The 25785-nt window shown below is 71.1% G+C and carries 21 protein-coding genes and 1 pseudogene; 13 read left to right on the top strand and 9 right to left on the bottom strand.

What is annotated here, in order from left to right; genetic code table 11:
* Positions 1 to 25 precede the first annotated feature (25 nt).
* The 4 genes from sufC to JOM49_RS32955 are packed head-to-tail and all read right to left on the bottom strand — an operon-like array spanning position 26 to position 4224.
* A complete protein-coding gene (sufC, locus tag JOM49_RS32940) occupies positions 26 to 805 on the bottom strand; it encodes a Fe-S cluster assembly ATPase SufC (RefSeq protein ID WP_209668067.1) in 780 nt (259 codons plus the stop codon).
* A 35-nt stretch (positions 806 to 840) separates the two neighbouring features.
* Positions 841 to 2019, bottom strand: coding sequence for a Fe-S cluster assembly protein SufD (sufD, locus tag JOM49_RS32945; RefSeq protein ID WP_209668068.1), 1179 nt, complete (start codon positions 2017 to 2019; stop codon positions 841 to 843).
* 1 nt (position 2020) lies between these two features.
* A complete protein-coding gene (gene sufB, locus JOM49_RS32950; RefSeq protein WP_209668069.1) occupies positions 2021 to 3469 on the bottom strand; it encodes a Fe-S cluster assembly protein SufB in 1449 nt (482 codons plus the stop codon).
* On the bottom strand, positions 3466 to 4224 hold the full coding sequence (locus JOM49_RS32955; RefSeq protein ID WP_372444131.1) for a helix-turn-helix transcriptional regulator: 759 nt from the start codon (positions 4222 to 4224) through the stop codon (positions 3466 to 3468). The genes sufB and JOM49_RS32955 overlap by 4 nt, the downstream gene beginning before the upstream one ends.
* A 95-nt stretch (positions 4225 to 4319) precedes the next feature.
* On the opposite strand from JOM49_RS32955, the gene mptB reads away from it, so the two are divergent.
* The 5 genes from mptB to JOM49_RS32980 all read left to right on the top strand — a co-directional run bounded on the left by mptB (position 4320) and on the right by JOM49_RS32980 (position 9864).
* Positions 4320 to 5960, top strand: coding sequence for a polyprenol phosphomannose-dependent alpha 1,6 mannosyltransferase MptB (gene mptB, locus JOM49_RS32960; protein WP_209668070.1), 1641 nt, complete (start codon positions 4320 to 4322; stop codon positions 5958 to 5960).
* 23 nt (positions 5961 to 5983) lie between these two features.
* Positions 5984 to 6919 (top strand): ABC transporter ATP-binding protein, encoded by a 936-nt coding sequence (locus JOM49_RS32965; RefSeq protein WP_209668071.1) that lies wholly within the window; start codon positions 5984 to 5986, stop codon positions 6917 to 6919.
* Complete coding sequence (locus JOM49_RS32970) at positions 6916 to 7728, top strand: ABC transporter permease (protein WP_209668072.1); 813 nt, start codon at positions 6916 to 6918, stop codon at positions 7726 to 7728. Before JOM49_RS32965 ends, JOM49_RS32970 begins: the two co-directional genes overlap by 4 nt.
* Positions 7729 to 7884: 156 nt before the next feature.
* The gene (locus JOM49_RS32975; protein ID WP_209668073.1) at positions 7885 to 8856 is read left to right on the top strand and encodes a COX15/CtaA family protein; all 972 of its coding nucleotides are present in this window, start codon (positions 7885 to 7887) and stop codon (positions 8854 to 8856) included.
* A gap of 63 nt (positions 8857 to 8919) precedes the next feature.
* The gene (locus JOM49_RS32980; RefSeq protein ID WP_209668074.1) at positions 8920 to 9864 is read left to right on the top strand and encodes an acyl-CoA desaturase; all 945 of its coding nucleotides are present in this window, start codon (positions 8920 to 8922) and stop codon (positions 9862 to 9864) included.
* Positions 9865 to 9866: 2 nt separating this feature from the next.
* Here JOM49_RS32980 and JOM49_RS32985 read toward each other — a convergent pair whose 3' ends face one another.
* A complete protein-coding gene (locus JOM49_RS32985; RefSeq protein ID WP_209668075.1) occupies positions 9867 to 10178 on the bottom strand; it encodes a hypothetical protein in 312 nt (103 codons plus the stop codon).
* Positions 10179 to 10272: 94 nt separating this feature from the next.
* On the opposite strand from JOM49_RS32985, the gene JOM49_RS32990 reads away from it, so the two are divergent.
* The gene (locus tag JOM49_RS32990; protein ID WP_209668076.1) at positions 10273 to 11247 is read left to right on the top strand and encodes a quinone oxidoreductase family protein; all 975 of its coding nucleotides are present in this window, start codon (positions 10273 to 10275) and stop codon (positions 11245 to 11247) included.
* Positions 11248 to 11443: 196 nt separating this feature from the next.
* A complete protein-coding gene (locus JOM49_RS32995; RefSeq protein ID WP_245369445.1) occupies positions 11444 to 12643 on the top strand; it encodes an IS30 family transposase in 1200 nt (399 codons plus the stop codon).
* A 51-nt stretch (positions 12644 to 12694) separates the two neighbouring features.
* On the opposite strand, the gene JOM49_RS33000 is transcribed toward JOM49_RS32995, so the two are convergent.
* The 4 genes and pseudogenes from JOM49_RS33000 to JOM49_RS33015 all read right to left on the bottom strand — a co-directional run bounded on the left by JOM49_RS33000 (position 12695) and on the right by JOM49_RS33015 (position 16945).
* Positions 12695 to 13303: an FKBP-type peptidyl-prolyl cis-trans isomerase gene (locus JOM49_RS33000; RefSeq protein ID WP_209668077.1), complete on the bottom strand. Its 609-nt coding sequence runs from the start codon at positions 13301 to 13303 to the stop codon at positions 12695 to 12697.
* Between the two features lie 10 nt (positions 13304 to 13313).
* Complete coding sequence (locus JOM49_RS33005; RefSeq protein ID WP_245369552.1) at positions 13314 to 15530, bottom strand: HelD family protein; 2217 nt, start codon at positions 15528 to 15530, stop codon at positions 13314 to 13316.
* Between the two features lie 7 nt (positions 15531 to 15537).
* Positions 15538 to 15747 (bottom strand): annotated as a pseudogene (locus tag JOM49_RS43430) (hypothetical protein); the annotation flags it as partial.
* A gap of 223 nt (positions 15748 to 15970) precedes the next feature.
* Entirely contained in the window at positions 15971 to 16945 is a 975-nt protein-coding gene (locus tag JOM49_RS33015) for a heme o synthase (protein ID WP_209668078.1), read from the bottom strand.
* 319 nt (positions 16946 to 17264) lie between these two features.
* On the opposite strand from JOM49_RS33015, the gene tkt reads away from it, so the two are divergent.
* The 6 genes from tkt (at position 17265) to pgl (ending at position 25784) form a co-directional block, all read left to right on the top strand.
* Positions 17265 to 19370, top strand: coding sequence for a transketolase (gene tkt, locus JOM49_RS33020; RefSeq protein ID WP_209668079.1), 2106 nt, complete (start codon positions 17265 to 17267; stop codon positions 19368 to 19370).
* A 23-nt stretch (positions 19371 to 19393) separates the two neighbouring features.
* Positions 19394 to 20509 carry a transaldolase gene (gene tal / locus JOM49_RS33025; RefSeq protein ID WP_209668080.1) on the top strand — a complete coding sequence of 372 codons (1116 nt, stop codon included), beginning with the start codon at positions 19394 to 19396 and terminating at the stop codon, positions 20507 to 20509.
* An 8-nt stretch (positions 20510 to 20517) separates the two neighbouring features.
* Positions 20518 to 22134: a phosphoglucose isomerase-related protein gene (locus JOM49_RS33030; RefSeq protein WP_209668081.1), complete on the top strand. Its 1617-nt coding sequence runs from the start codon at positions 20518 to 20520 to the stop codon at positions 22132 to 22134.
* Positions 22131 to 23654, top strand: a complete 1524-nt coding sequence (gene zwf, locus JOM49_RS33035) for a glucose-6-phosphate dehydrogenase (protein WP_209668082.1) — start codon at positions 22131 to 22133, stop codon at positions 23652 to 23654. The genes JOM49_RS33030 and zwf overlap by 4 nt, the downstream gene beginning before the upstream one ends.
* A gap of 70 nt (positions 23655 to 23724) precedes the next feature.
* Positions 23725 to 25008: a glucose-6-phosphate dehydrogenase assembly protein OpcA gene (gene opcA / locus JOM49_RS33040; RefSeq protein WP_209668083.1), complete on the top strand. Its 1284-nt coding sequence runs from the start codon at positions 23725 to 23727 to the stop codon at positions 25006 to 25008.
* Positions 25005 to 25784 (top strand): 6-phosphogluconolactonase, encoded by a 780-nt coding sequence (gene pgl, locus JOM49_RS33045; protein WP_209668084.1) that lies wholly within the window; start codon positions 25005 to 25007, stop codon positions 25782 to 25784. The genes opcA and pgl overlap by 4 nt, the downstream gene beginning before the upstream one ends.
* The last annotated feature ends 1 nt before the right edge of the window (position 25785 follow it).

The raw sequence follows: 25785 nt of genomic DNA on the forward strand, positions 1-25785 counted from the left end.
TGGTGGATTCCGGGGCGAGCGGCGGTCAGACCGCGGCGGCCGTGGCGTTCTCGGCCTTGCCCGCGTACTTCACGTAGCCGTGGGCCTCGAGCTCGTCAGCCAGTTCAACGCCACCGGACTCGACGATCTTCCCGCCGGCGAACACGTGCACGAAATCCGGCGTGATGTGCTTGAGGATCCGGGTGTAGTGCGTGATCAGCATGACGCCGACCTCGTTGTTCGCCTTGTACTCGGTGACGCCCTCGGAGACCACGCGCAGCGCGTCCACGTCGAGGCCGGAGTCGGTCTCGTCGAGGATGGCGAACTTCGGCTTGAGCAGCGCCAGCTGCAGGATCTCGTGGCGCTTCTTCTCACCGCCGGAGAAGCCCTCGTTCACGCTGCGCTCGGCGAACTCGGCGGAGATGTCCAGCTTGCCCATCTCCTCCTTGACCTCCTTGACCCAGTGGCGCAGCTTGGGGGCCTCGCCACGGACCGCGGTGGCCGCGGTGCGCAGGAAGTTCGACATGGACACACCGGGCACCTCGACCGGGTACTGCATGGCGAGGAACAGCCCGGCGCGGGCGCGCTCGTCGACGCTCATCTCGAGCACGTCCTCGCCGTCGAGCAGCACCTGACCCGAGGTGACCTCGTACTTCGGGTGCCCGGCGATGGCGTAGGACAGGGTCGACTTGCCGGAGCCGTTGGGCCCCATGATCGCGTGCGTCTCACCCGAGCGGATGGTCAGGTTCACGCCTTTGAGGATCTCCTTGGCGCCCTCGTCGGTGGTGACCGAGGCGTGCAGGTCCTTGATTTCCAGAGTGGCCATGAGTCTTTTTCGTTTCCTAGGTTCGTGGGGAAGAGTCAGGCACCGACGGCTTCGAGTTCGGCCTCGATCGCGGCTTCGAGGCGCTCGCGCACCTCGGGCACGGTGATCTTCGCCAGGATCTCGTGGAAGAACCCGCGCACGACCAGCCGGCGCGCCTGCTCCTCGGCGATGCCGCGCGACTGCAGGTAGAACAGCTGCTCGTCGTCGAACCGCCCGGTGGCGCTGGCGTGCCCGGCGCCCTCGATCTCCCCGGTCTCGATCTCCAGGTTCGGCACCGAGTCGGCGCGCGCGCCCTGGGTGAGCACCAGGTTCCGGTTGAGCTCGTAGGTGTCGGTGGCCTCGGCGGCCGCGCGGATCAGCACGTCGCCGATCCACACCGTGTGCGCGCCGTCGCCCTGCAGCGCGCCCTTGTACATCACGTTCGACTTGCAGTTGGGCACCGCGTGGTCGACGAACAGCCGGTGTTCCTGGTGCTGGCCGGCGTCGGCGAAGTACACGCCCAGCAGTTCGACCTCGCCGCCCGGCTGCGCGAACGTCGCGGTCGGCGAGACGCGCACCAGGTCACCGCCGAGGGTGACCACGGTGTGCTTGAGCACCGCGTCCCGGCCCAGGTTCAGGTGCTGCTCGGAGACGTGCACCGCGTCGTCGGCCCAGTCCTGCACGGACACCACGGTGATCTTGGCCGAGTCGCCGACGACGAACTCCACGTTGTCGGCGTAGGTGCCCGAACCGGTGTGGTCGAGGATGATCACGGCCTCGGCGAACGCCTCGGCACGCACCTGGAGGTGGCCGTAGGCGGTCTTGCCCTCGCCGGGGCCGACCAGGCGCACCACGCTCGCGTTCGAAGCCCGGGTCTCCTTCGGCACGGTCACCACGGTGGCCGTCTCGAACGAGGAGTAGGCCTGCGCGGCGATCCGGTCGCTCGGCACGCCCGCGGCGCCGAGGCGCTCGTCGTCCCGGCCGACCGTTTCCAGCTTCAGCTCGGGGGCCAGCTCGGCCTCCACGGTGATCCGGCCGTCGGCGACGGCGGTGCCGTCGTGCAGGCCGCGCAGGCGCTTCATCGGCGTGAAGCGCCAGTTCTCCTCGCGCCCGCCGGGGACCTCGAAGGCCTCGACGTCGTAGGAAGCGAACCGCTCCGCGCGGGAGGCAGCCGGGATGACGGCCTCCCGCGCGGCGGCGGCCACGTTGTTCTCGGTGTCAGTGCTAGCCGTCATATCAGCCGACGGACCCTTCCATCTGCAGCTCGATCAGGCGGTTCAGTTCGAGCGCGTACTCCATCGGGAGCTCGCGCGCGATGGGCTCGACGAACCCGCGGACCACCATGGCCATGGCCTCTTCCTCGGTCAGGCCACGCGACATCAGGTAGAACAGCTGGTCCGCGCTGACCTTGGAGACCGTGGCCTCGTGGCCCATGGACACCTCGTCGTTGCGGATGTCCACGTACGGGTAGGTGTCCGACCGCGAGATCGTGTCCACCAGCAGCGCGTCGCAGACCACGCTGGAGCGCGAGTGGTGCGCCCGCTTGGCGATCTTGACCAGGCCGCGGTAGGAGGTGCGGCCACCGCCGCGCGCCACCGACTTCGACACCACGGTCGAGGAGGTGTACGGCGCCAGGTGCTCCATCTTCGCGCCGGCGTCCTGGTGCTGGCCCTCACCGGCGAAGGCGACCGAGAGCACTTCGCCCTTGGCGTGCTCGCCCATCAGGAAGACCGACGGGTACTTCATCGTGACCTTGGAGCCGATGTTGCCGTCGACCCATTCCATGGTCGCGCCCTCTTCGGCCTTGGCCCGCTTGGTGACCAGGTTGTAGACGTTGTTCGACCAGTTCTGGATCGTGGTGTAGCGGCAGCGGCCGCCCTTCTTCACGATGATCTCCACGACCGCCGAGTGCAGCGAGTCGGACTGGTAGATCGGCGCCGTGCAGCCCTCGACGTAGTGCACGTAGGCACCCTCGTCGACGATGATCAGCGTGCGCTCGAACTGGCCCATGTTCTCGGTGTTGATCCGGAAGTAGGCCTGCAGCGGGATGTCCACGTGCACGCCGGGCGGCACGTAGATGAAGGAGCCACCGGACCACACCGCGGTGTTCAGCGCGGAGAACTTGTTGTCCCCGGCCGGGATGACCGAGCCGAAGTACTCCTTGAACAGCTCCGGGTGCTCGCGCAGCGCGGTGTCGGTGTCCAGGAAGAGCACGCCCAGCTTCTCCAGGTCCTCGCGGATGGAGTGGTAGACGACCTCGGACTCGTACTGCGCGGCGACCCCGGCGACGAGGCGCTGCTTCTCCGCCTCGGGGATGCCGAGCCGGTCGTAGGTGTTCTTGATGTCCTCGGGCAGCTCTTCCCAGCTGGTGGCCTGCTTCTCGCTGGAGCGCACGAAGTACTTGATGTTGTCGAAGTCGATGCCCGACAGGTCCGCGCCCCAGTTGGGCATGGGCTTGAGGTCGAACAGCTTCAGCGCCTTGAGGCGCGCGTCACGCATCCACTCCGGCTCGGACTTCTTCGCCGAGATGTCGATGACGACATCCTCGTTGAGGCCGCGCCGGGCGCTGGCCCCGGCGGCGTCGGAGTCCGCCCAGCCGTACGCGTAGTTGCCCAGGGAGTCGATGGTCTCTTCCTGGGACAGGGGCGCTGTGGTGGGAGTGCGCTGCTCGGCAGCGGCAGTCATACGGGATTCCCTCCGTCCGGAGATGGTGCTTCCATACCGCGCGGATTCTCCGCGGGTACGTGGGTGGTGCAGGCGGTGTCCCCGCGCGCGATGGTCGCGAGGCGCTGCACGTGGGTACCCAGCAGCTTCGCGAAGGCCTCGGTTTCGGCTTCGCAGAGCTGGGGGAACTCGGCGGCCACGTGGGCCACCGGGCAGTGGTGCTGGCACAGCTGTTCGCCCGTGCGGACCTGCCGGGTCGAGGCAGCGTAACCCTCCCTGGTCAAGGCCGTGGCGAGGGCCTCCGCCCGGGAGGCGGGCTCCGCGGAGCTGGTCACCGCGTCGCGGTGGGGCTCCACCAAGGCCGCGACGCGGCTCTCGGCGAACGCGCGGACGGCGTCCGGGCCCGCGTGCTCCGCGAGGAACCGGACGGCCGAGACCGCGAGGTCGTCGTAGGCGTGCCCGAACCGGGCCCGGCCGCTGTCGGTGAGCCGGAACGCCCTGGCCGGGCGCCCCCTCCCCCGCGGTCCGCGCCGGGGTGCGTCGAGCGCCTCGGCCTCCCCGCCGTCGAGCAGGGTGTCGAGGTGGCGGCGCACGGCGGTCGGGCTGATGCCGAGCCGCTCGGCGACCACCGCGGCGGTGATCGGCCCTTCTTCGAGCAGCAGCCGCGCCACTTCGTGCCGGGTCCGGCCGTCGGCGCTGGCCTGCGCGGGCACGCCGGCGGCCGCGGTCCGGTCGTCGCCGTCCCGCCGCTGTCCCGGGGTGCCCGTCTTTTTCACAACACAAGTGTGTCGTATATCGGGGCACGGGGCAAAGGAGGACCATTTCCGGGTGACCGACATCACGGTGACAGCCCAGTGGATACCCTGCCGGAGTGGAGACCAGGTCGCCCGTGGAGCCCGCCGTACCGCAACCGCTGGACGTCACCGAGGAGCGCGCACTCAAGATCATCCGCCGGTTCGGCACCACCGGGTCGCTGTTCCTGGCGACCGGCTCGCTGGGGGCGGGGGCCGCCCCGGTGATCAACCCGGTGCTGGAGATCCCGGTCCTGCGCGTGTTCGCCCGCATTTCCACGGTCTCGCTGGCGATCGCGGCCACCGGCATCCTGATGGTGGTCATCGCCTGGCTGATGCTCGGCCGGTTCGCCCGCCCGGCCAACGCCCGGCTGGCCACGCCGAAGCAGCTGCACCGGGCGCTGATCACCTGGGTGACCCCGCTGCTGTTCATCCCGCCGCTGTTCTCCCGCGACGTCTACAGCTACTTGGCGCAGAGCGAGATCGTGCGCCGCGGGATGGACCCGTACGCGCTGGGCCCGGCCGAGGCGCTGGGCATCGGCGACCCGCTGACCGCGGGCGTGTCGAACATGTGGCGCGAGACCCCGGCCCCGTACGGGCCGCTCTACCTGCGGTTCGGCAGCTGGCTGGCGGAGCTGTCGGGCAACAACATCGTCACCGGGGTGATGCTGCACCGCGGCCTGGCCGTGGTCGGGGTGGTGCTGATCGTCTGGGCGCTGCCGCGGCTCGCCTCGCGCTTCGGCGTGCAGCCCGCCACCGCGCTCTGGCTGGGCGCGCTCAACCCGCTGCTGATCTTCCACCTGGTGGCCGGGGCCCACAACGACGCGCTGGCGCTGGGGCTGATGGTCGCCGGGCTCGAACTGGGCCTGCGCAAACTGCCCATGCGGGTCAAGGGCGACACCCCGCCGCCGGTCGCCGCCGGTGAACTGCGGTTCATCGCGCTCGGCGTGGCGGTGATCACCCTGGGCGTGCTGGTCAAGGTGAGCGCGATCCTGGCGCTGCCGTTCTTCACCGTGATGGTGGCGCGGCGCTGGCACGGCGGCATCAAGGACCTCTTCCGCGCGGCCGCGCCGATGTTCGCGGTGTTCGCGGTGGTCTTCGTCGGGGTCACCCTGCTCACCGGCCTCGGCTTCGGCTGGATCGGCGCGCTGGACACACCGGGCCTGGTGCGGGCGTGGATCTCGCCGACCGCCGAACTCGGCAACCTCGGCGGCCTGCTCGGCATTTCACTCGATCTGGGGAACCACACGAACGCGCTGGTGCCGATCCTGGGCAACCTCGGCTACCTGGTGGCCGCGATCGTCACCGCCAAGTTCATCTGGGACAGCCTGAAGTGGCGCTACCGCCCGATCATCGGGCTCGGCGTGTCCCTCGGCGCGGTGATGGTGCTGCACGTGGCGCTGCAGCCCTGGTACCTGCTGTGGGCGGCCATCCCGCTGGCCGCGGCGGCGGGCACCTCGCGGTTCCGGGTGGCGGCGACCTGGTCGAGCGTGGTGCTCTCGCTGGTGGTCTTCTCCACCGGCGGCAGCTTCGGCGGCCGGACCTTCGTGCCGTTCCAGGCCTACACCGCGGCGATCGTGCTGGTGGTGCTGGCGCTGCTGGTGGTGCGGCGCATGTGCCCGCTGATCTTCACCCGCCCCGACGCCGCCGCGATCTCCGGCGCGCTGTCCCCGGCGCACCTCGACGACGAGGTCTACCCCAGCCGCAGACAGCCCGCCTGAGGCAACCTCTACCCTTGCTTGTTGTGAGTGCACCCGCCGTGGAGATAACCGGGCTGGTGAAGCGCTTCGGATCCACCAAGAAGGTCACCGCCGTCGATGGCCTCGACCTGCGGATGCCGCAGGGCACGCTGCTGGCCCTGCTGGGCCCGAACGGGGCGGGCAAGACGACCACGGTCGAGGTGTGCGAAGGCTTCCAGCGGCCCGATTCCGGCACCGTCCGGGTGCTCGGGCTGGATCCGGCAGGCCAGGGCGAGAAGCTGCGGCCGCGGATCGGCGTGATGCCGCAGGGCGGCGGCGCCTACCCCGGCGTGCGTGCCGACGAGATGCTCGCGCTGGTGGCCTCCTGCGCGGCCCGTCCGCTCGACCCGGCGTGGCTGCTCGAAGTGCTCGGCCTCGACGGCGCGCGGCGCACCCCGTTCAAGCGGCTCTCCGGTGGCCAGCAGCAGCGCCTGTCACTGGCGTGCGCCCTGGTCGGGCGTCCCGAACTGGTCTTCCTCGACGAGCCGACCGCGGGCATGGACCCGCAGGCGCGGCGCCTGGTCTGGGACCTGCTCGCGGCCTTGCGTGCCGACGGCGTGAGTGTGCTGCTGACCACACACCTGATGGAAGAAGCCGAAACGCTCGCCGATCACGTAGTCATCGTCGACGGGGGCAAGGTGATCGCCGAGGGCGCACCGAGCGAACTGACCGCCGAGGCCGGTGAAGCCGCGCAACTGCGTTTCCGCGCGCGAGCCGGGCTCGACACCGCGCTGCTTTCGGCGGCGCTGCCCGAGGGCTACGTGGTGCGCGAATCCGCGCCCGGCAGCTACCGGGTCGAGGGTGTGGTCGATCCGCAGGTGGTGTCCGCGGTCACCGCGTGGTGCGCCCAGCAGGGCGTGCTCGCCGAAGAACTGCACGTCGGCCGCCGGGACCTCGAAGAGGTGTTCCTGGAGCTGACGGGACGGGAGCTGCGCGGATGACCGCCACCAGGGCTCGTGAGGGCCACCCCCGCTTCGCGCCGGGGACCTTCACCCCCGCGCCGGGCCGCGGCGCGCTCGGCCGCATGCTGCGCACGCACGCCAGGGTGGAGATCGCGCTGACCCTGCGCCACGGCGAGCAGATCCTGCTCACCCTGCTCATCCCCCTGGCGCTGCTGCTCGGGTTGAGCCTGCTCGACATCCTGCCTTCGGGTGAACTGGGCCCGGTCGCCGCGGTGGACTGGGTGACCCCGCGGATCCTGGCGCTGGCGGTGATGTCGTCGGCGTTCACCGGGCAGGCCATCGCGCTCGGGTTCGACCGGCGCTACGGCGTGCTGAAGCGGCTCTCGGCCACCGCGCTGCCGCGCTGGCTGCTGGTCGCCGGGCGGTTGCTCGCGGCGCTGGTGGTGGTCGCCATCCAGGCCGTGGTGCTCGGGCTGGTGGCCGCGCTGCTCGGCTGGTCGCCGTCACCGGGCGGGCTGCTGGCGACGCTGGTGTTCCTGGTCGCCGGGACCTTCGCCTTCGGCGCGCTGGGCGTGCTCCTGGGCGGTTCGCTGAAGGCCGAGGCGGTGCTGGCGCTGGCGAACGTGGTGTGGTTCGTGCTGCTGCTGGCCGGCGGCATCCTGCTGGTGCCCGCCGCGATGCCGGGCGCGCTCGGCGACGTCGTCGCCCTGCTGCCCTCCGGCGCGCTCGCCGAAGGCCTGCGCTCGGCCCTGCTGGACGGTCACTTCAGCTGGGGCCCGGTCGGCGTGCTCGCGGTGTGGGCCGCCGCCGCGGGCGCGCTCGCCACCCGCACCACCCGCCTGAACTGAGTCTGAGTCTTTGGCCTCGGCTCGCTCCACGATTGCTAGGAATGGGGCATTACTTGCGTCGAATGCAAGTAATGCCCCACTCATAGCAATCGTCGGCGGGAGCCAGGGCTCAGACCTCTCAGCCGGGGCGGGGAACCGGCCGCCTACCATCGGGGCGTGCCGTTGAAGTCGCTCGTCGCCCGTCTTCCCTATCCGTCCATCGTGGTGCGGCGCGTGCTCGCCATCGCCGCGGTGATCACCCAGGGCGGGATCGGGGTGACCGGCTCGATCGTGCGCGTCACCGGCTCCGGGCTCGGCTGCCCCACCTGGCCGCAGTGCTTCCCGGGCAGCATGTTCCCGGTCGAGCACCCCGAACTGGACGCGCTGACCCAGTGGATCGAGTTCGGCAACCGGCTGCTCACCGGGCTGGTGATCGTGGTCGCCGGGTTGTGCGTGCTGGCCGCGTGGCGCATCCAGATCGACCAGCCGAGCAGGCGGCGCCTGGTCGCGCTGGCCTGGACGATGCCGCTCGGCGTGGTCGCCCAAGCCGTGGTCGGCGGCATGACCGTGCTCGCCGGGCTCCTCTGGTGGACCGTGGCCATCCACTTCCTCGCCTCCACCCCGCTGGTGTGGCTGGCGTTCATGCTGCTGCGCGCGTTCGACGAGGGTGACGAGCGGCCCCGCTGGCTGATCCAGCCGCTCGGGCGCAAGCTGATGGTCGCGCTGGTCGTCCTGCTCGGCGCGGTGCTGGTCGCCGGGACCACGGTGACCGGGGCCGGCCCGCACGGCGGCGACCCCGACACCCCGCGCCTCGACGCGCCGATCGAAACCCTCGCCCAGGTCCACGGCGGACTGCTGGTGGCGTTCCTGGTCGTGCTGGCGGTGCTCGGGCTGAACTTCTCCCGCACCGGCGTGCCCGCGGCGACCTGGCGGCGCTACGGCGTGCTGTGGGTGGTCGCGCTGGCGCAGGGCGGGCTCGGCAGCCTGCAGTACGCGCTCGGCATCCCGGAGGCGCTGGTCTCCTTCCACGTGCTCGGGTCGGCGCTGGTCATCGTGGCCACCGCGGCGCTGTGGTGCGCCACCCGCGACCGCGGTCCGGTGCCCTCGAGGTACCCCGCGGACGCCCCGGTACTCGCGACCGCCGACTGACCGACACCGGCGCTTAACGAGGGCGCGGGCCGCCAGCCCAAATGTCCGAATAGGCTCAAGCCCATGAAGTCACCCTCGGCGGCCACCGGGCCGAAGCCGATCGTCTCCCATCAGCGCTCCACCGCCGAGATGGTGGTGCTCAAGGCGTTCCTGCTCATCCCGTTCGCCGCGCTGGTGGCAGCGGTGCCCTTCGCCTGGGGGTGGGGGCTCAACTGGGTCGACGTCGGCCTCGCGGCGGCGTTCTACGTCATCGGCACGCTCGGCGTGACCGTCGGCTACCACCGCTACTTCACCCACGGCGCGTTCAAGGCGGCGCGGCCGCTGCGGATCGCGCTCGCCGTGGCGGGCGGCATGGCGGTGCAGGGCTCGGTGATCTTCTGGGTCGCCAGCCACCGCAGGCACCACGCCTTCGCCGACCGCGAGGGCGACCCGCACTCGCCGTGGCTGTTCGGCACCTCGCCGATGGCGCTGGCGAAGGGGTTCTGGCACGCGCACATGGGCTGGATGTTCCAGCGCGAGGTGACCAGCTACGAGCGGTTCGCGCCGGACCTGCTGGCCGACGACGACCTGCGCGTGGTCAACCGCTACTTCTGGCTGTGGACCACGCTCAGCCTGGCCGCGCCCGCCCTGCTCGGCGGCCTGCTCACCTGGTCGCTGTGGGGCGCGGTGACCGCGTTCTTCTGGGCCGGGCTGGTGCGCATCGCCTTCCTGCACCACGTGACCTGGTCGGTCAACTCCATCTGCCACATGGTCGGCGACCGCCCGTTCGCCAGCCGTGACAAGGCGGCGAACTTCTGGCCGCTGGCGATCCTGTCCATGGGTGAGTCGTGGCACAACTCGCACCACGCCGACCCGACCTGCGCCCGGCACGGGGTGCTGCGCGGTCAGGTCGACGTGTCGGCGCGGGTGATCTGGGTGTTCGAAAAGCTCGGCTGGGCGCGGGACGTGCGCTGGCCGAAGCCGGAGCGCCTGGCCGCCAAGCTGGTCAAACCCGCCGAGAGCGCCTAGACCTAGAGCGGGCTGGCCATGCGGCGGCGGTAGCGCGCGCCGATCTTGGTCGCGCCGACGGTCTCGTTGTCCCAGGTGGACGCTTCGAGGCCGTCGACCGCGGCCACCAGCCGCTCGCCGGTCTCCACGCTGGGGACGAGCACGTCGCCGATCGCGCCGTCCGCGCCGACCAGCACCACCCTGGCCCCGGCGCGGCCGATGTTCTCCACCACGGCCCGGCCCGCCTCGCCGTGCTTCGCCACGAACTCGCGGGCGGTGCCCAGCTGACGGCTGGTCGGTTCGGCCGGTTGCGTCTTCTCGTTCTCTTCAGCCACGCGCCGAGCCTATCGGGCAGCCGGCGGGTAGGCGGAACATCGTGGCCCCGGCCATAGTTGCCAGGAGGAGGAAGCGCACGATCGAGGAGGACGCATGCCGACCCCAGCAGTACGGATCCAGCAGACCGGTGGCCCGGAGGTACTGGAGTTCACCGAGATCGACCCCGGGCAGCCCGGGCCGGGTGAACTGCTGGTCGAGGTGGCCGCGGCGGGGGTCAACTACATCGACACCTACCAGCGCGGCGGGTTGTACCAGGTGGAGCTGCCGCTGGTGCTCGGCCTGGAAGGCGCCGGACGGGTCACCGCCGTCGGCGAGGGCGTGAGCGAGTTCTCCGCCGGTGACCGGGTGGCGTGGCAGGGCGTCTCGGGCAGCTACGCGGGACAGGCACGGGTGCCCGCCGCGGCCGCCGTCCGCGTGCCCGGCGAGGTCGGCGACGACATCGCCGCGGCGACCCTGCTGCAGGGCATCACCGCGCACTACCTGGTCTCCTCGACCTACCCGGTCCAGGAGGGCGACACGGTCCTGGTGCACGCGGCGGCGGGCGGGGTCGGGCTGCTGCTCACCCAGCTGGCCAAGGCGAAGGGCGCCAGGGTGATCGGCACCGTGTCGACCGAGGAGAAGGAGCAGCTCGCGCGCGAGGCGGGCGCGGACGAGGTGATCCGGTACGACCAGGTGGACTTCGCCGAGGCGACCAGGAAACTCACCGACGGCGAAGGCGTCGCGGCGGTCTACGACGGGGTCGGCAAGTCCACTGTGGACGGCAGCATGGCCAGCGTGCGGCGGCGCGGCATGCTGGTGCTGTTCGGCAACGCCAGCGGCGCGGTGCCGCCGGTCGACCCGCTGCGCCTGAACGCCGCGGGCTCGATCTTCATGACGCGGCCCAAGACCGGGGACTACACCGCCACCCGCGAGGAACTGGACTGGCGGGCGGAGGAACTGTTCGGCGCCGTGGCCGAAGGCTCCCTGAAGATCCGGATCGGCGGCCGCTACCCCCTCGCGGACGCACGCCAGGCCCACGAAGACCTGCAGGGCCGGAAAACCACCGGAAAGCTCCTGCTGATCCCCTGAGCCGGGGGCGCGTGGCCCGACCCGTGACACAAATGTGGCTTTGGGGGCGGATTCCGCCCCCAAAGCCACATTTGTGTCACCGGCCCGCTGTGCCACCGAAGCTATGTCACGAAAGTGGCTTTCGAGACGTCTGGCGTCCCGAAAGCCACCCGGCGTCTAGCGGTGGTTGCAACTCTGTGTAGTGGGAGGGGTTGTGATGGGTCGTCGGTTGTCGGTGGAGTTGGTGGCGGGGTTTTGGTCTGGGGTGCGGGCGGGGTTGTCGGTGCGGGCGGCGTCGCGGGTGGTGGGCGTGTCGCACGAGACAGGGCGGCGGTGGTTCGCTCAGGCTGGCGGGGTGAGCGCGAACGCCAAGATTCCCCGGCCGGGGTCGGGCCGGTTTCTGAGCCTGGCCGAGCGGGAGGAGATCGCGGTGGGGATCGCCCGGGGCGAGTCCAACACCGAGATCGCCGCCCGGCTGGGGCGGGACAAGTCCACCATCGGCCGGGAGATCGACCGCACCGTGGGGCGGGTGCTGGGCACCGAGCACGCCGGCACCGATGCGCGAGAACACTACCGGGCCTCGGTCGCGCACGAACTGGCCCGCGAACGCGGCAGACGGCCGAAACCGGCGAAACTGGCCGCCGATGCGCGGCTGCGTGAGCAGGTGCAGGCCGGGTTGCAGGCGAAGTGGTCTCCCGCGCAGATCAGCGCGACCCTGCCCGAGCGGTTCCCCGACGATCCGGGGATGCGGGTCAGCCCCGAGACGATCTATCAGTCGCTGTTCGTCCAAGCCCGCGGCGCGTTACGCAAGGAGCTCGCGTCCTGCCTGCGCACCGGGCGGGCGCTGCGAGTACCGCGGAACCGGGCCCGCGCCCGCGCGCAGGCCTCGAAACTGGGCTCGCCGATCCCGATCTCGCAGCGCCCGGCCGAGGCCGCTGACCGGGCGGTGCCCGGGCACTGGGAAGGCGACCTCATCCTCGGCAAGAACAACGCCTCCGCGATCGGGACCCTGGTCGAGCGCACCACCCGCTTCGTCATCCTGCTCCACCTACCCGACGGGCACACCGCCGAACACGTCCGCGACGCGATGATCCCCGCCATCACCGCCCTGCCCCAGCATCTACGCCGCTCGATGACCTGGGACCGCGGCAACGAAATGGCCCGCCACCCCGACATCACCCTGGCCACCCACATGCCCATCTACTTCGCCGACCCCAGCAGCCCCTGGCAACGCGGCTCCAACGAGAACACCAACGGACTCCTCCGCCAGTACTTCCCCAAACACACCAACCTCGCCACCCACACCGCCGACGACCTCGCCACCGTGGCCGCCGAACTCAACGACCGCCCACGCCAGACACTGGGCTGGCACTCACCAGCCCAACGCCTGCGTGCACTACTCTCCACACCGGCATAAGTTGCAACCACCGGTTGAGACCACCCCACATTGGTGACAGGTCCGAGGGGCTCAGTTGGTGCCCGGGGCGACCTTCACCGCGTCGACCACGAAGGCCAGGGTTTCCTTCTGCAGCGGGTGGCCGAGCTGCTTGCCGTACGCCAGGTCCGGCGGCACCACGATCAACCGGCGCCCGCCCTGGTAGATGCCTTCCAGGCCCTGCTCCCAGCCCGGGATGACCTGCTGCGCGCCCAGCGTCAGCGCCAGCGGCTTGCCCTTCTCGTACGAGTTGTCCGCGACCTGCTTGTTGCTCCACGTCAGCAGGAGGTAGTTCGCCTCGATCGCGCTGCCCGCGGTGGCCGCGGTGCCCTCACCCGGCTCGAGGTCCTTGGTCAGCAGCTTGGTCGGCGCGGCGCAGCCGTCGGGCAGCTTGATCTCCGGCTGCTTGCCCACTTCACCGGTGACCTCGATCTGGTCCACCGTGCACTCGGGCCCGGCGGGCTGCTCGGGCAGCGCGGTCACCGAGCCGGGTCCCGGCACGCCGGTGTTCGGCCCGGCGGGCGCGATCGACGGCTGCTGGTTCGAACCCGGGGGCTGGGTGGAGGCCTGTTCGGAGTTGGCGCACGCACCGAGGGTCAGTGCGGCGGCGACCACGACCATGAGCTTGGCAGAGTTCCGCATAACGGGCAGCCTAGCTCCCGGCCGGGAACGGCTCCGACCCGGCGTGGAGCACCCCGAGCCGCCGCGTGGCGCGGGTCAGCGCCACGTACAGGTCGTTCCAGCCCCGCGGTGACCCGGCGGCGATCTCCTCCGGCGCGACGAGCACCACGGAGTCGAATTCGAGGCCCTTGGCCAGTTCCACGGTCAGCACCGACAGCCGTTCGTCCTCGCCCACCAGTTCCCGCACCGCGTCGACCCGCTCCGGCGGGCACAGCACGGCCACCGTTCCGCCGTCCACTTCGGACAGTTCGGCGCGCACCAGCGCCGGGACGTCGGCCGAGGCCAGTGGTGCCTGCCACGGTTCGACACCGGTGGACCGCACCGAGGTCGGCACCCTCAGCTCCGGGTCGACCCGCTCCAGCGCCCGAGCGGCCAGCGCCATGATCTCCGCCGGCGTGCGGTAGTTGACCGTCAGCTCTTCGAGCCGCCACCGGTCGGCCACGTACTTGCCGAGCACGTCGCCCCAGGCCGACGCGCCACCTTCGGCCCCGGTCTGCGCCACGTCGCCGACCACGGTCATCGACCGGCTGGGGATGCGGCGCATGATGGTCCGCCAGTCCATTTCGGACAGTTCCTGCGCCTCGTCCACGATCACGTGCCCGAAGGTCCAGGTGCGGTCCTGCGCGGCCCGCTGGGCGGCGGTCAGCTCGCTGCGCTCCTGCTGCCGCTCGGCGAACAGTTCCGCGTCGAGCACGTCGCTCACCCGCAGCAGCTCGGGGTCGATGATCTCCTCGTCCTGCTCCAGGATGTCCAGCACGCCCTCGGCGTACGCGCGCTGCTCACGTTCCTCACGTGCCCGCGCGGCGCGTTCCTCGGTGTCGTCCCAGCCGAGCAGTTCGGCGAGTTCGTCCAGCAGCGGGACGTCGGCGGGCGTCCAGTCCGCTCCCGGCTCACGCCGCAGCAGCGCGCGTTCCGGCTCGCCGAGCAGCTTCGACGCCGCGGCGGTCAGGCGCTCGGGCACGGCGAAGAGGTCGTCGAGCACCTCCTCGGGGGTGAGCACCGGCCACAGCTCGTCCATCGCCCGGCGCACGGCCTTGTCCTCGGCGAGTTCGGCCCGGATGTCGTTGACGTCACGCGCGTCGAGCAGGTTGTCCCCGAGACGGCGGGCGGCCTGCCGGGTGAGCGCGTCGAGCAGTTCGGCGACGAAGATGCGGCGCGCCTGGTTGTGCGGGCGCCGCGAACGGCGGGCCTTGGCCCGCGCGTCGGAGCAGGTGCGCTTGTCCAGTCGCAGGATTTCGCGTTCCACCTCGACTTCCAGCACCGGTGACGGAACCACCTGCCGGTCCTTCACCGCGTTCGCGAGCACGTCCGCCATCACCGCGCGCCCCTTGACCTCGGCGGCGCCGCGGTCGTCCGCGCCGGTGGCGGTGATGCCCGGGTAGAGCTGGCCGACCGTGGCCAGCAGCACGCCGGTCTCTCCCAGCGACGGCAGCACCTGGCCGATGTACCGCAGGAAGGTGCTGTTCGGCCCGATCACCAGCACCCCGCGCTTGGTCAGCTGCTGGCGGAAGGTGTAGAGCAGGTACGCCGCGCGGTGCAGGGCGACGGCGGTCTTGCCGGTGCCCGGCCCGCCCTGGACCACCAGCACGCCGTTCATCCCGGCGCGGATGATCCGGTCCTGCTCGGCCTGGATGGTGGCGACGATGTCGCTCATCTCACCGGTGCGCCGCTGGGTCAGCGCGGCCAGCAGCGCCGCCTCCCCGGCCAGGCCGAGGTCGTGGTCGCCGTCGCTCGCCTCGCCGAGGTCCAGGATCTCGTCGTCCACGCCGGTGACGCGCCGGGACAGGCTGCGGATGTGCCGCCGCCGTCGCACACCTTCGGGTGAAGCCGCGGTGGCCAGGTAGAACGGGCGCGCCACCGGGGCCCGCCAGTCCACCAGAAGCGGCCGGTAGTCGTCTTCGGTGTCGAACAGGCCGAGCCTGCCGATGTAGGCCGTCTCCTGCTCGTGGAAGTCGAGCCTGCCGAAGCACAGCCCCTGCTCGACCGAGCCCAGCTGGGCCAGCCGTTCGGTGTAGGTCGCGGTGGCGACGTCGCGCTCGGTGCGGGCCTGCGGGGTGCCGCCGGTCAGGCGGAGGGTTTCGTCGAGCCGTCGCTGGGTGAGGTCGCGTTCGGCGTCGAGCATCTCGTAGAGCTTGGTGACGTAGACCTGCTCGTGCTCGAGATCGGAGTCCCCAGGGGACACGGACAAGGGTGACTCACTTTCGTACGAGGGGGTTCCGATCGATTCTACGCGGGTGGCCCGCTCGATCCGGCCGAGCCGCCGTCACTTCGCCGCCGTGCGCGAACGCCCACTCCCCCGGCGCCCCGATCGGTTCGAGCAGGGTCTCGCCCAGCGGGGTGAGTCCGTTGAACTCCAGGCGCCGCAGGGTTTCGGTGAGCACCTTCGACCGGATGCCGCCGATCCGCGCGCAGTGGGCGCGTGCCGGGCACGAGGTGCGGACCAGCGGGCGCGGGCCGGCCTGCTGGAGGCGACCGCGGCGCTGGTGATCGGCCTGTGGCGCGGCGGCGCCGACGCCCAGGCCATCCTGCCGCCACTGGCCTACGCGCAGGGCGGCTGACTCAATGCTATGAGTGGGGCATTACTTGCGTTCAACGCAAGTAATGCCCCACTCATAGCAATCAACCGGCTCAGAGGAACGGCAGGCCGATGACGGGCAGGCCGATCGCGGAGTCCACGGCGAGCGCGCAGAACACGATCATCAGGTAGGTGTTCGACCGGTGGAACAACGCCATCGGCTTGGTCTCCACCCCGCGGTTCACCGCGGCGCGCAGCCGGTGCGCGTAGAACAGGAACCACGCACCGGCGAGCGCGGCGAAACAGGCGTAGAGCCAGCTCGTGGCCGGGGCCAGCAGCAGGGTCCAGCCGACCATCACCCACGAGTAGATGACGATCTGCTTGGCCACGTGCTGCGGGGTGGCCACCACCGGCAGCATCGGCACGCCGGCGCGCTCGTAGTCGTCGCGGTACTTCATCGCCAGCGCCCAGGTGTGCGGCGGCGTCCAGAAGAAGATCACGCCGAACATCACGAACGCGGGCCACTGGACCGAACCGGAGACCGCGGCCCAGCCGATCACCACCGGCATGCAGCCCGCGGCACCGCCCCACACCACGTTCTGCGGCGTCCGCCGCTTGAGACCCAGTGTGTAGACGAAGATGTAGAACAGGATCGTCGCGATGGCGAGGATCGCCGCGAGCAGGTTCACCGTGAAGAACAACACAGCGAACGAGGCGACCCCCAGCACCAGCCCGAAGATCAGGGCGTTGCGCCGCGGCACCGAGGCCTTCACCAGCGGGCGCCGCTTGGTGCGGTTCATCACCTTGTCGATGTCGGCGTCGATCACGCAGTTCAGCGCGTTCGCGCTGCCCGCGGCCATCGTGCCGCCGACCAGGGTGGCCAGCACCAGCCAGGGGTTGGGGATCTCGCGCCCGGCCAGGAACATCGCCGGGATGGTGGTGACGAGCAGCAGCTCGATCACGCGCGGTTTGGCGAGCGCGGCGTAGGCACCGATGACCCGGCGGGGGCTGCGCCGGCCACCTGGCTCCTCGGGTGCGTCCACGGCGCTGGTTTCACCGCGTCCGTGCGCGGCGTGCACCAACGACATTTCGCTCCCTGCTACTCACAGTCGGTCCGGGGTGGAACGTGGCTCGGACTTCGATCTCGCGGTGGGCCCGAAACCACGCCGGGCCTGCGCCCTGACCGATCGTAATCGCCGTCGTGCGCGTATCCACTGTGGGGGTCTTGACACGGTTGGGGCGCACAGCGGCGGGTACGCCTAGGACTAGGCTTGCCCGCGTGGGCGTGGCGCACCCTGCGAGGGGTGGCGAACAGGAATATCGTGCATCCCGGATCGATCAAGGCGCGCCCGCCGGCAAGCATCGTTCCCAGCAAGCGAATCACCGAAGACGGGGAGTTCGAGTTCAGTGTCCGAAACCGCCCTCAGCAGCGAGAACAACCCTCTCATCCGGCGGAACTACCCCGCCGACTGGACCGAGCTGGACACCCGCGCGGTGGACACCGCCCGGGTGCTCGCGGCGGACGCCGTGGAGAACTGCGGCAGCGGGCACCCCGGCACGGCGATGAGCCTGGCCCCGGCCGCCTACTCCCTGTTCCAGCGGATCATGCGGCACGACCCGGCCGACCCGGAGTGGCCGGCGCGTGACCGGTTCATCCTCTCCGCCGGGCACTCCAGCCTGACCCTCTACATCCAGCTTTACCTGGCCGGTTACGGCCTGGAGCTGGAGGACCTCAAGCAGCTCCGCCGCTGGGACTCGAAGACCCCCGGCCACCCGGAGTACCGCCACACCCCCGGCGTCGAGACCACCACCGGCCCGCTGGGCCAGGGCCTGGCCAACGGCGTGGGCATGGCGATGGCGGCCCGCCGCGAGCGCGGCCTGCTCGACCCCGAGCCCGCCCCCGGCGAAAGCATCTTCGACCACCACATCTACGTGATCGCCTCCGACGGCGACATCGAAGAGGGCGTGACCTCGGAGGCTTCGTCCATCGCCGGGCGCCAGGAACTGGGCAACCTCACCGTCATCTACGACGACAACAAGATCTCCATCGAGGACGACACCAACATCGCGCTGTCCGAGGACACCGCGAAGCGCTACGAGGCCTACGGCTGGCACGTGCAGGTGGTCGACGGCGGTGAGGACGTGGTGGCCTTCGAGGCCGCGGTCGAGGCCGCCAAGGCCGAGACCACCCGCCCGTCGTTCATCCTGCTGCGCACGGTGATCGGCTTCCCGGCGCCGAACAAGATGAACACCGGCAAGGCGCACGGCGCCGCGCTGGGCGGCGACGAGGTCGCCGCGGTGAAGAAGATCCTCGGCTTCGACGAGACCAAGGACTTCGACGTCGCCGCCGAGGTGATCGAGCACACCCGCAAGGCCTCCGAGCGCGGCAAGGCCGCCCGCGCCGAGTGGCAGGGCAAGTTCGACGAGTGGGCCGCCGCGAACCCCGAGCGCGCCGCGCTCGCCGCCCGGCTGGCCAAGCGCGAACTGCCCGCCGGCTGGGCCGACAAGCTGCCCTCGTGGGAGCCCGACGCCAAGGGCATCGCCACCCGCAAGGCCTCCGGTGAGGTGCTGAACTCGCTCGCCGACGCGCTGCCGGAGCTGTGGGGCGGCTCGGCCGACCTGGCCGAGAGCAACAACACCACGATGAAGGGCGCCGACTCGTTCGGCCCGGAGTCCGCGGCCACCGACATGTGGAAGACCAGCCCGTACGGCCGGACGCTGCACTTCGGGGTCCGCGAGCACGCGATGGGCTCGATCCTCAACGGCATCGCGCTGCACGGCGGCACCCGCCCCTACGGCGCGACCTTCCTGATCTTCTCCGACTACATGCGCCCGCCGGTGCGCCTGGCCGCGCTGATGAAGGCGCCGGTCATCTACGTCTGGACGCACGACTCGATCGGCCTCGGCGAGGACGGCCCGACGCACCAGCCGATCGAGCAGCTCTCCGCGCTGCGCGCGATCCCGGGGCTGAACGTGGTCCGCCCGGCCGACGCCAACGAGACCGCGGCGGCGTGGAAGGCCGTGCTGGAGGACGTCCACCACCCCTCCGGCCTGGCGCTGACCCGCCAGAACGTGCCGGTGCTCGAGGGCACCAGCGCCGAGGGCGTGGCCCGCGGCGGTTACGTGCTCGCCGAGGCGTCGGGCGCCACCCCGGACGTGGTGCTCATCGCCACCGGTTCCGAGGTGCAGCTGGCCGTCGAGGCCAGGAAGAAGCTCGAGGCCGACGGCGTTGCCACCCGTGTGGTGTCCATGCCGTGCGTCGAGTGGTTCGAGGCGCAGAACCAGGCGTACCGCGAGTCCGTGATCCCCGCCGGGGTGAAGGCGCGCGTGGCCGTGGAGGCGGGCGTCGCCCAGTCGTGGCACAAGTTCGTCGGGGACACCGGCGAGATCGTCTCGATCGAGCACTTCGGTGCCTCCGCCGACTTCGCCACCCTGTACCGCGAGTTCGGCATCACCGCCGAAGCCGTGGTCGACGCCGCGCGCCGGTCGCTGGACACCGCCAAGAACTCCTGAATTCCACCGAAGGGGATGAAGTCATGAGCAGCACCGATCGGCTCGCCCGGCTGTCCGAGGCCGGTGTCTCGATCTGGCTCGACGACCTGTCCAGGGAGCGGCTGGACTCCGGCAACCTGGCCGGCCTGATCCGCGACCAGCACGTCGTGGGGGTCACCACGAACCCGACCATCTTCGCCGGCGCCCTGTCGAAGGGCGAGGCCTACGACAAGCAGGTCCGCGAGCTGGCCGCGCGCGGGGCCGGCGTGGACGCCGCCGTGCGCGAGCTGACCACCACCGACGTGCGCAACGCCGCGGACCTGTTCCGCGAGGTCTACACCGCCACCAACGGGGTGGACGGCCGGGTGTCCATCGAGGTGGACCCGCGGCTGGCCAAGGACGCCGACGCCACCGCGGCCGAGGCGCAGGACCTGTGGAAGACGGTCGACCGGCCGAACATCCTGGTCAAGATCCCGGCCACCGAGGAGGGCCTGCCGGCGATCACCCGCACGCTCGCCGAGGGCATCAGCGTCAACGTCACGCTGATCTTCTCCGAGGAGCGCTACCGCGCGGTCATCGACGCCTACTTCGCCGGCCTCGAGCAGGCGAAGTCGAACGGGCACGACCTCAAGGGCATCCACTCGGTCGCCTCGTTCTTCGTCTCGCGGGTGGACTCCGAGATCGACAAGCGCCTCGACGCCATCGGCACCGACGAGGCCAAGGCGCTGCGCGGTGAGGCCGCCATCGCCAACGCGCGGATCGCCTACGCCGCCTACGAGGAGCTGTTCGCCTCCGACCGCTGGAAGGCGCTGGTCGCCGACGGCGCCAACGCGCAGCGCCCGCTGTGGGCCTCCACCGGGGTGAAGGACCCGTCCTATTCGGACACCCGGTACGTGGACCAGCTGGTGGTCGCGAACACGGTGAACACCATGCCGGAGAAGACGCTGTTCGCCGCTGGCGACCACGCCGAGATCGAGGGCGACAAGGTCACCGGCACCGAAGCCGCGGCACGCGAGGTCTTCACCAAGCTCGAGGGCGTCGGCATCGACATCACCGACGTGTTCCTCACGCTGGAGAACGAAGGCGTGGACAAGTTCGAGAAGTCCTGGGGCGAACTGCTCGAGACGGTCACCGGGCAGCTGGCGAAGGCGAAGGGCTGAGCGAAGGCATGGCAGCGGAAGAGACGGGCGCGGGGGTCACGATCGTCGACCCCGCGCTGCAAGAACAGGCGAAGCCGCTCGCGGACAGCCTGATCGCGGACAAGGCCGCCTCGCGCCTGGCCGCCCAGGACCCCACGCTGTGGGGTGCCGAGGCCGAAGCCGAGGCGGCCGTCCGGCTGTCCTGGACCACCCTGCACAAGTCCTCGCGCCCGCTGATCGGCGAGATCGAGGCGCTGCGCACGGAACTGCGGTCCGAGGGCGTGGACCGCGTGGTGCTGGCCGGGATGGGCGGCTCCTCGCTGGCGCCGGAGGTGATCACCGGGACCGAGGGCGTCGCGCTCACCGTGCTCGACACCACCGACCCCGGGCAGGTCGCCGACGCGCTGGCCGGGGATCTGGAGCGGACCGTGCTGGTGGTCTCGTCGAAGTCGGGCGGCACGGTGGAGACCGACAGCCACCGCCGGATCTTCGCGAAGGCGTTCTCCGACAACGGGATCGAGGCCAAGCGGCGGATCGTCGTGGTCACCGACCCCGGCTCGCCGCTGGCGGAACTGTCCGAACAGGAGGGTTACCGCAAGGTCTTCCTGGCCGACCCGCACGTCGGCGGCCGGTACTCGGCGCTGACCGCGTTCGGCCTGGTGCCCTCCGGGCTGGCCGGGGCGGACGTGGCGCGGCTGCTGGACCAGGCCGCGGGCGTGGCCGACCAGCTGTCCGCCGACGACGAGTCCAACCCGGCCATCCGGCTGGCGGCGGCGCTCGGCGCCCGGCACGCGCAGAACGCCGAGAAGGTCGTCTTCGCCGACACCGGCTCCGGCATCAAGGGTTTCGGCGACTGGGCCGAGCAGCTCATCGCCGAGTCCACCGGCAAGCAGGGCACCGGCCTGCTGCCGGTGGTGGTCGAGTCACCGGAGGCGGCCGGGTTCGCCGACGCCGGGGCCGACGCCACCGCGGTGGCGGTCGGGCAGGCGACGGCGCCGGCCCAGCTCGCGGTCACCGGCTCGCTCGGCGCGCAGTTCCTGCTGTGGGAGTTCGCCACCGCGCTGGCCGGGCGGCTGCTCGGGATCGACCCGTTCGACCAGCCCGACGTGGAAGCGGCGAAGAAGGCGGCGCGTGCGCTGCTGGACGAGCCCGCCGGTTCGGGCGGCAGCGCCAAGCCGTCCTTCACCGACGGCGCGATCGAGGGCTACGGCCTGGACGCGGCGAACCTGTCCGAGGCACTGAAGTCCTTTTTGGACTCGGCCACCTCGGCGCCGTCGGCGTACCTGGCCGTGCAGGCCTACCTGGACCGGCTCGACGACGCGTCCACGGCGCTGCTGCGCGCGCAGCTGGCCAAGCGGACCGGGCTGCAGACCACCTTCGGCTGGGGCCCGCGGTTCCTGCACTCGACCGGGCAGTACCACAAGGGTGGCCACCCGAACGGGTTCTTCCTGCAGGTGACCGGGGCCGCGGAAGCCGACCTGGACGTGCCGGACCGGCCCTACACCCTGGCCGGGCTGCAACTGGCGCAGGCGCTCGGCGACGGGCAGGTGCTCGCCGAGCACGGCCGCCCGGTGCTGCGGCTGCACTTCACCGACCGGGCCGCCGGGCTGGCACAGCTGGTGGCCGCGCTGGAGGCGCTGGCGTGAGCTGGACCAACCCGCTGCGGGACCACCGCGACAAGCGGCTGCCGAGGATCGCCGGGCCGTCCAGCCTGGTGATCTTCGGCGTCACCGGTGACCTGTCCCGCAAGAAGCTGATGCCCGCGATCTACGACCTGGCCCACCGCGGGCTGCTGCCCGCCGGCTTCTCGCTGGTCGGCTTCGCCCGCCGCGACTGGGAGCACCAGGACTTCGGCGAGCTGGTGCACGACTCGGTCGCCGAGCACTCGCGCACCCCGTTCCGCGAGTCGGTGTGGAACCGGCTCGCCGAAGGGATCCGGTTCGTCCAGGGCACCTTCGACGACGACGATGCCTTCGACCGGCTCGCGCAGACCGTGCGCGACCTGGACGCCGAGCGCGGGACCGGTGGCAACACCGCGTTCTACCTGTCGATCCCGCCGAGCGCGTTCCCGGTGGTGACCAAGCAGCTGGCCCGGTCCGGGCTGGCCGCCACCGACCAGGACACCTGGCGCCGCGTGGTGATCGAGAAGCCGTTCGGGCACGACCTGCGCAGCGCGCGGGAGCTGAACGCGATCGTCAACGACGTCTTCCCCGAGGAGTCGGTCTTCCGGATCGACCACTACCTCGGCAAGGAGACGGTGCAGAACATCCTGGCGCTGCGCTTCGCGAACCAGCTGTTCGAGCCGATCTGGAACGCCAACTACGTCGACCACGTGCAGATCACCATGGCCGAGGACATCGGCCTCGGCGGGCGCGCGGGGTACTACGACGGCATCGGCGCCGCCCGCGACGTCATCCAGAACCACCTGCTCCAGCTGCTCGCGTTCACCGCGATGGAGGAGCCGGTCTCGTTCGAGCCGAAGGCGCTGCGCGCGGAGAAGGTCAAGGTGCTCGGCGCGACCAAGCCGCTGGCGCCGTTCGACCGGACCACCGCGCGCGGGCAGTACACCGGCGGCTGGCAGGGCGGCAAGAAGGTGCCCGGCCTGCTGCAGGAGGGCGGGTTCTCCAAGGACTCGACCACCGAGACCTACGCCGCGGTGACGCTGGAGGTGCAGAACCGCCGCTGGGCCGGGGTGCCGTTCTACCTGCGCACCGGCAAGCGGCTGGGCCGCCGGGTCACCGAGATCGCGGTGGTGTTCAAGCGGGCGCCGCACCTGCCGTTCGACTCCACCGCCACCGAGGAGCTGGGGCAGAACGCGCTGGTCATCCGGGTGCAACCGGACGAGGGCGTGACGCTGCGGTTCGGCTCGAAGGTGCCGGGGACCACGATGGAGGTCCGCGACGTCACGATGGACTTCGGGTACGGGCACGCCTTCACCGAGTCCTCGCCGGAGGCCTACGAGCGGCTCATCCTGGACGTGCTGCTCGGCGAGCCGTCGCTGTTCCCGGTGAACGAAGAGGTCGAGCTGTCCTGGGAGATCCTCGACCCGGTGCTGGCGCACTGGGCGAAGCACGGCAGGCCCGAGGAGTATCCGCCCGGCTCGTGGGGGCCTTCTTCGGCCGATGAAATGCTGGCGGCCACCGGACGCAACTGGAGGCGCCCGTGATCGACAATCGCGAAGCACGCCACGGGCGCCGACCGGGTGCGGGTGTCCCGCAAGAACACTGGAGGCGCCCGTGATCATCGACCTGCCGTCCACCACCACTTCGCAGCTGAACAAGAAGCTGGTCGAACTGCGGGAACGCGGTGGCGCCGTGGCGCTGGGCCGGGTGCTGACCCTGGTCATCGCCGCGGACGACGACGAGCACCTGGAAGACGCGATCGACGCGGCCAACGAGGCCAGCCGGGAGCACCCGTCGCGGGTGATCGTGGTGGCCAAGGGCTCGAAGACCGCGGCACCGCGCATCGACGGGCAGATCCGCGTCGGCGGGGACGCCGGGGCGAGCGAGGTGATCGTGCTGCGGCTGTACGGCGCGCTGGCGGCGAACAGCCAGAGCGCGGTGGTGCCGCTGCTGCTGCCCGACGCGCCGATCGTCACCTGGTGGCCGGGGGCCGGGCCGCGGAACCCGGCCGAGGACCAGCTCGGTGAGCTGGCCCAGCGCCGGATCACCGACTCGGCCGCGGAGAAGAACCCGATCCGCGCGCTCGGCACCCGCAGCAAGGCCTACACCGACGGGGACACCGACCTGGCCTGGACGCGGCTGACCAACTGGCGGGCCCAGCTGGTCAGCGCGCTGGACCTGCCGCCGTACGAGAAGGTGCTCTCGGCCACGGTCACCGGTGAGGCCGACTCGCCGTCGACCGAGCTGCTCGCGGGCTGGCTGGCCGAGTACCTGAAGGCGCCGGTCAAGCGGGTCAAGTCGAGCAGTGCGCAGGGCATCCTGTCGGTCACGCTGGAGCGGCGCTCCGGGGCGATCGAGCTGACCCGGCCGGACGGCCGGGTGGGCACGCTCACCCAGCCGGGCCAACCGGCGCGGCGGATCGCCCTGCAGCGGCGGGACAACAAGGACTGCCTGATCGAAGAACTCCGCCGGCTCGACCCGGACGAGATCTACGAAGCGGCGCTGCACGGCCTCGGCAAGATCGCGGCCACCTCGCGCAAGGCCCCCGCCAAGACCACGGCTACGGACTCGGCCAAGACCACGGTCAAGGACCCGGCCTCGGCTCCGGCCAGGCGATCCGCCAAGGACTCGCCCAAGGCTGCGGCCAAGGAACCGGGCCAGCCGTCCGCCGGGAGTTCGGCCAAGGAATCCGGCAAGGCCCCCGCGAAGGCGGCGGTCAAGGAGTCGACCAGGAGTTCGACCAAGGCCTCTGGCAGCGAATCGGGCGAGAACGCGGCCGAGAACTCCGGTAAGGAATCCGGTAAGGCTCCGGCCGGGGGATCGGGTAAGGGAACGGGCAAGGTTTCCGGCAGGGAATCGGGCAGGGCCGCGAAGGATCCGGCGAAAGCGAAGGCATGAGCACTTCCGAGGTTGTCGTCTACTCCGATCCGCAGTTGCTCGCGGCGGCCTGCGCGGCCCGGCTGGTCACCCGGCTGGTCGACGTGCAGGCCGCGCGCGGCTCCGCTTCGCTGGTGCTGACCGGTGGGAGCACGGGCATCGCGATCCTGCGCGAGCTGCGCCACTCCCCCGCCAGGGACGCGGTGGACTGGTCGAAGCTCGACCTGTACTGGGGCGACGAGCGGTTCCTGCCCGCGGGCGACGACGAGCGCAACGAGAAGCAGGCCCGCGAGGCGCTGCTGGACCACGTGCCGGTCGACCCGGCGCGGGTGCACGCGATGGCGCCGTCCGACGGGGAGTTCGGCGACGACCCGGACGCCGCCGCGGCCGACTACGCCAGGGTGCTGGCCCGCAACACGCGGCCGGAGGACCACCACGACGTGCCGACCTTCGACGTCACCCTGCTCGGCCTCGGCGGCGAGGGCCACACCGCGTCGATCTTCCCGGAGACCCCGGCGGTCTACGAGACCGACCGTTCGGTGATCGCCGTGCGGAACTCGCCCAAGCCGCCGCCGACCCGGATCTCGCTGACGCTGCCCGCGATCCGGCGCTCGTCCGAGGTATGGCTGGTGACCACCGGTGAGGCGAAGGCCGACGCCGTGGCGCTCGCGCTGGCCGGCGCCGGTGAGGTGCAGTTGCCGGTGGCGGGCGCGCGCGGGCAGCGCCGCACGCTCTGGCTGCTGGACCGCACGGCCGCGGCGAAGACGTCGAACGTCTACCGTCCGCGCATCCTCTGAC

This window comes from Amycolatopsis magusensis (assembly GCF_017875555.1).
Lineage (GTDB): Bacteria > Actinomycetota > Actinomycetes > Mycobacteriales > Pseudonocardiaceae > Amycolatopsis > Amycolatopsis magusensis.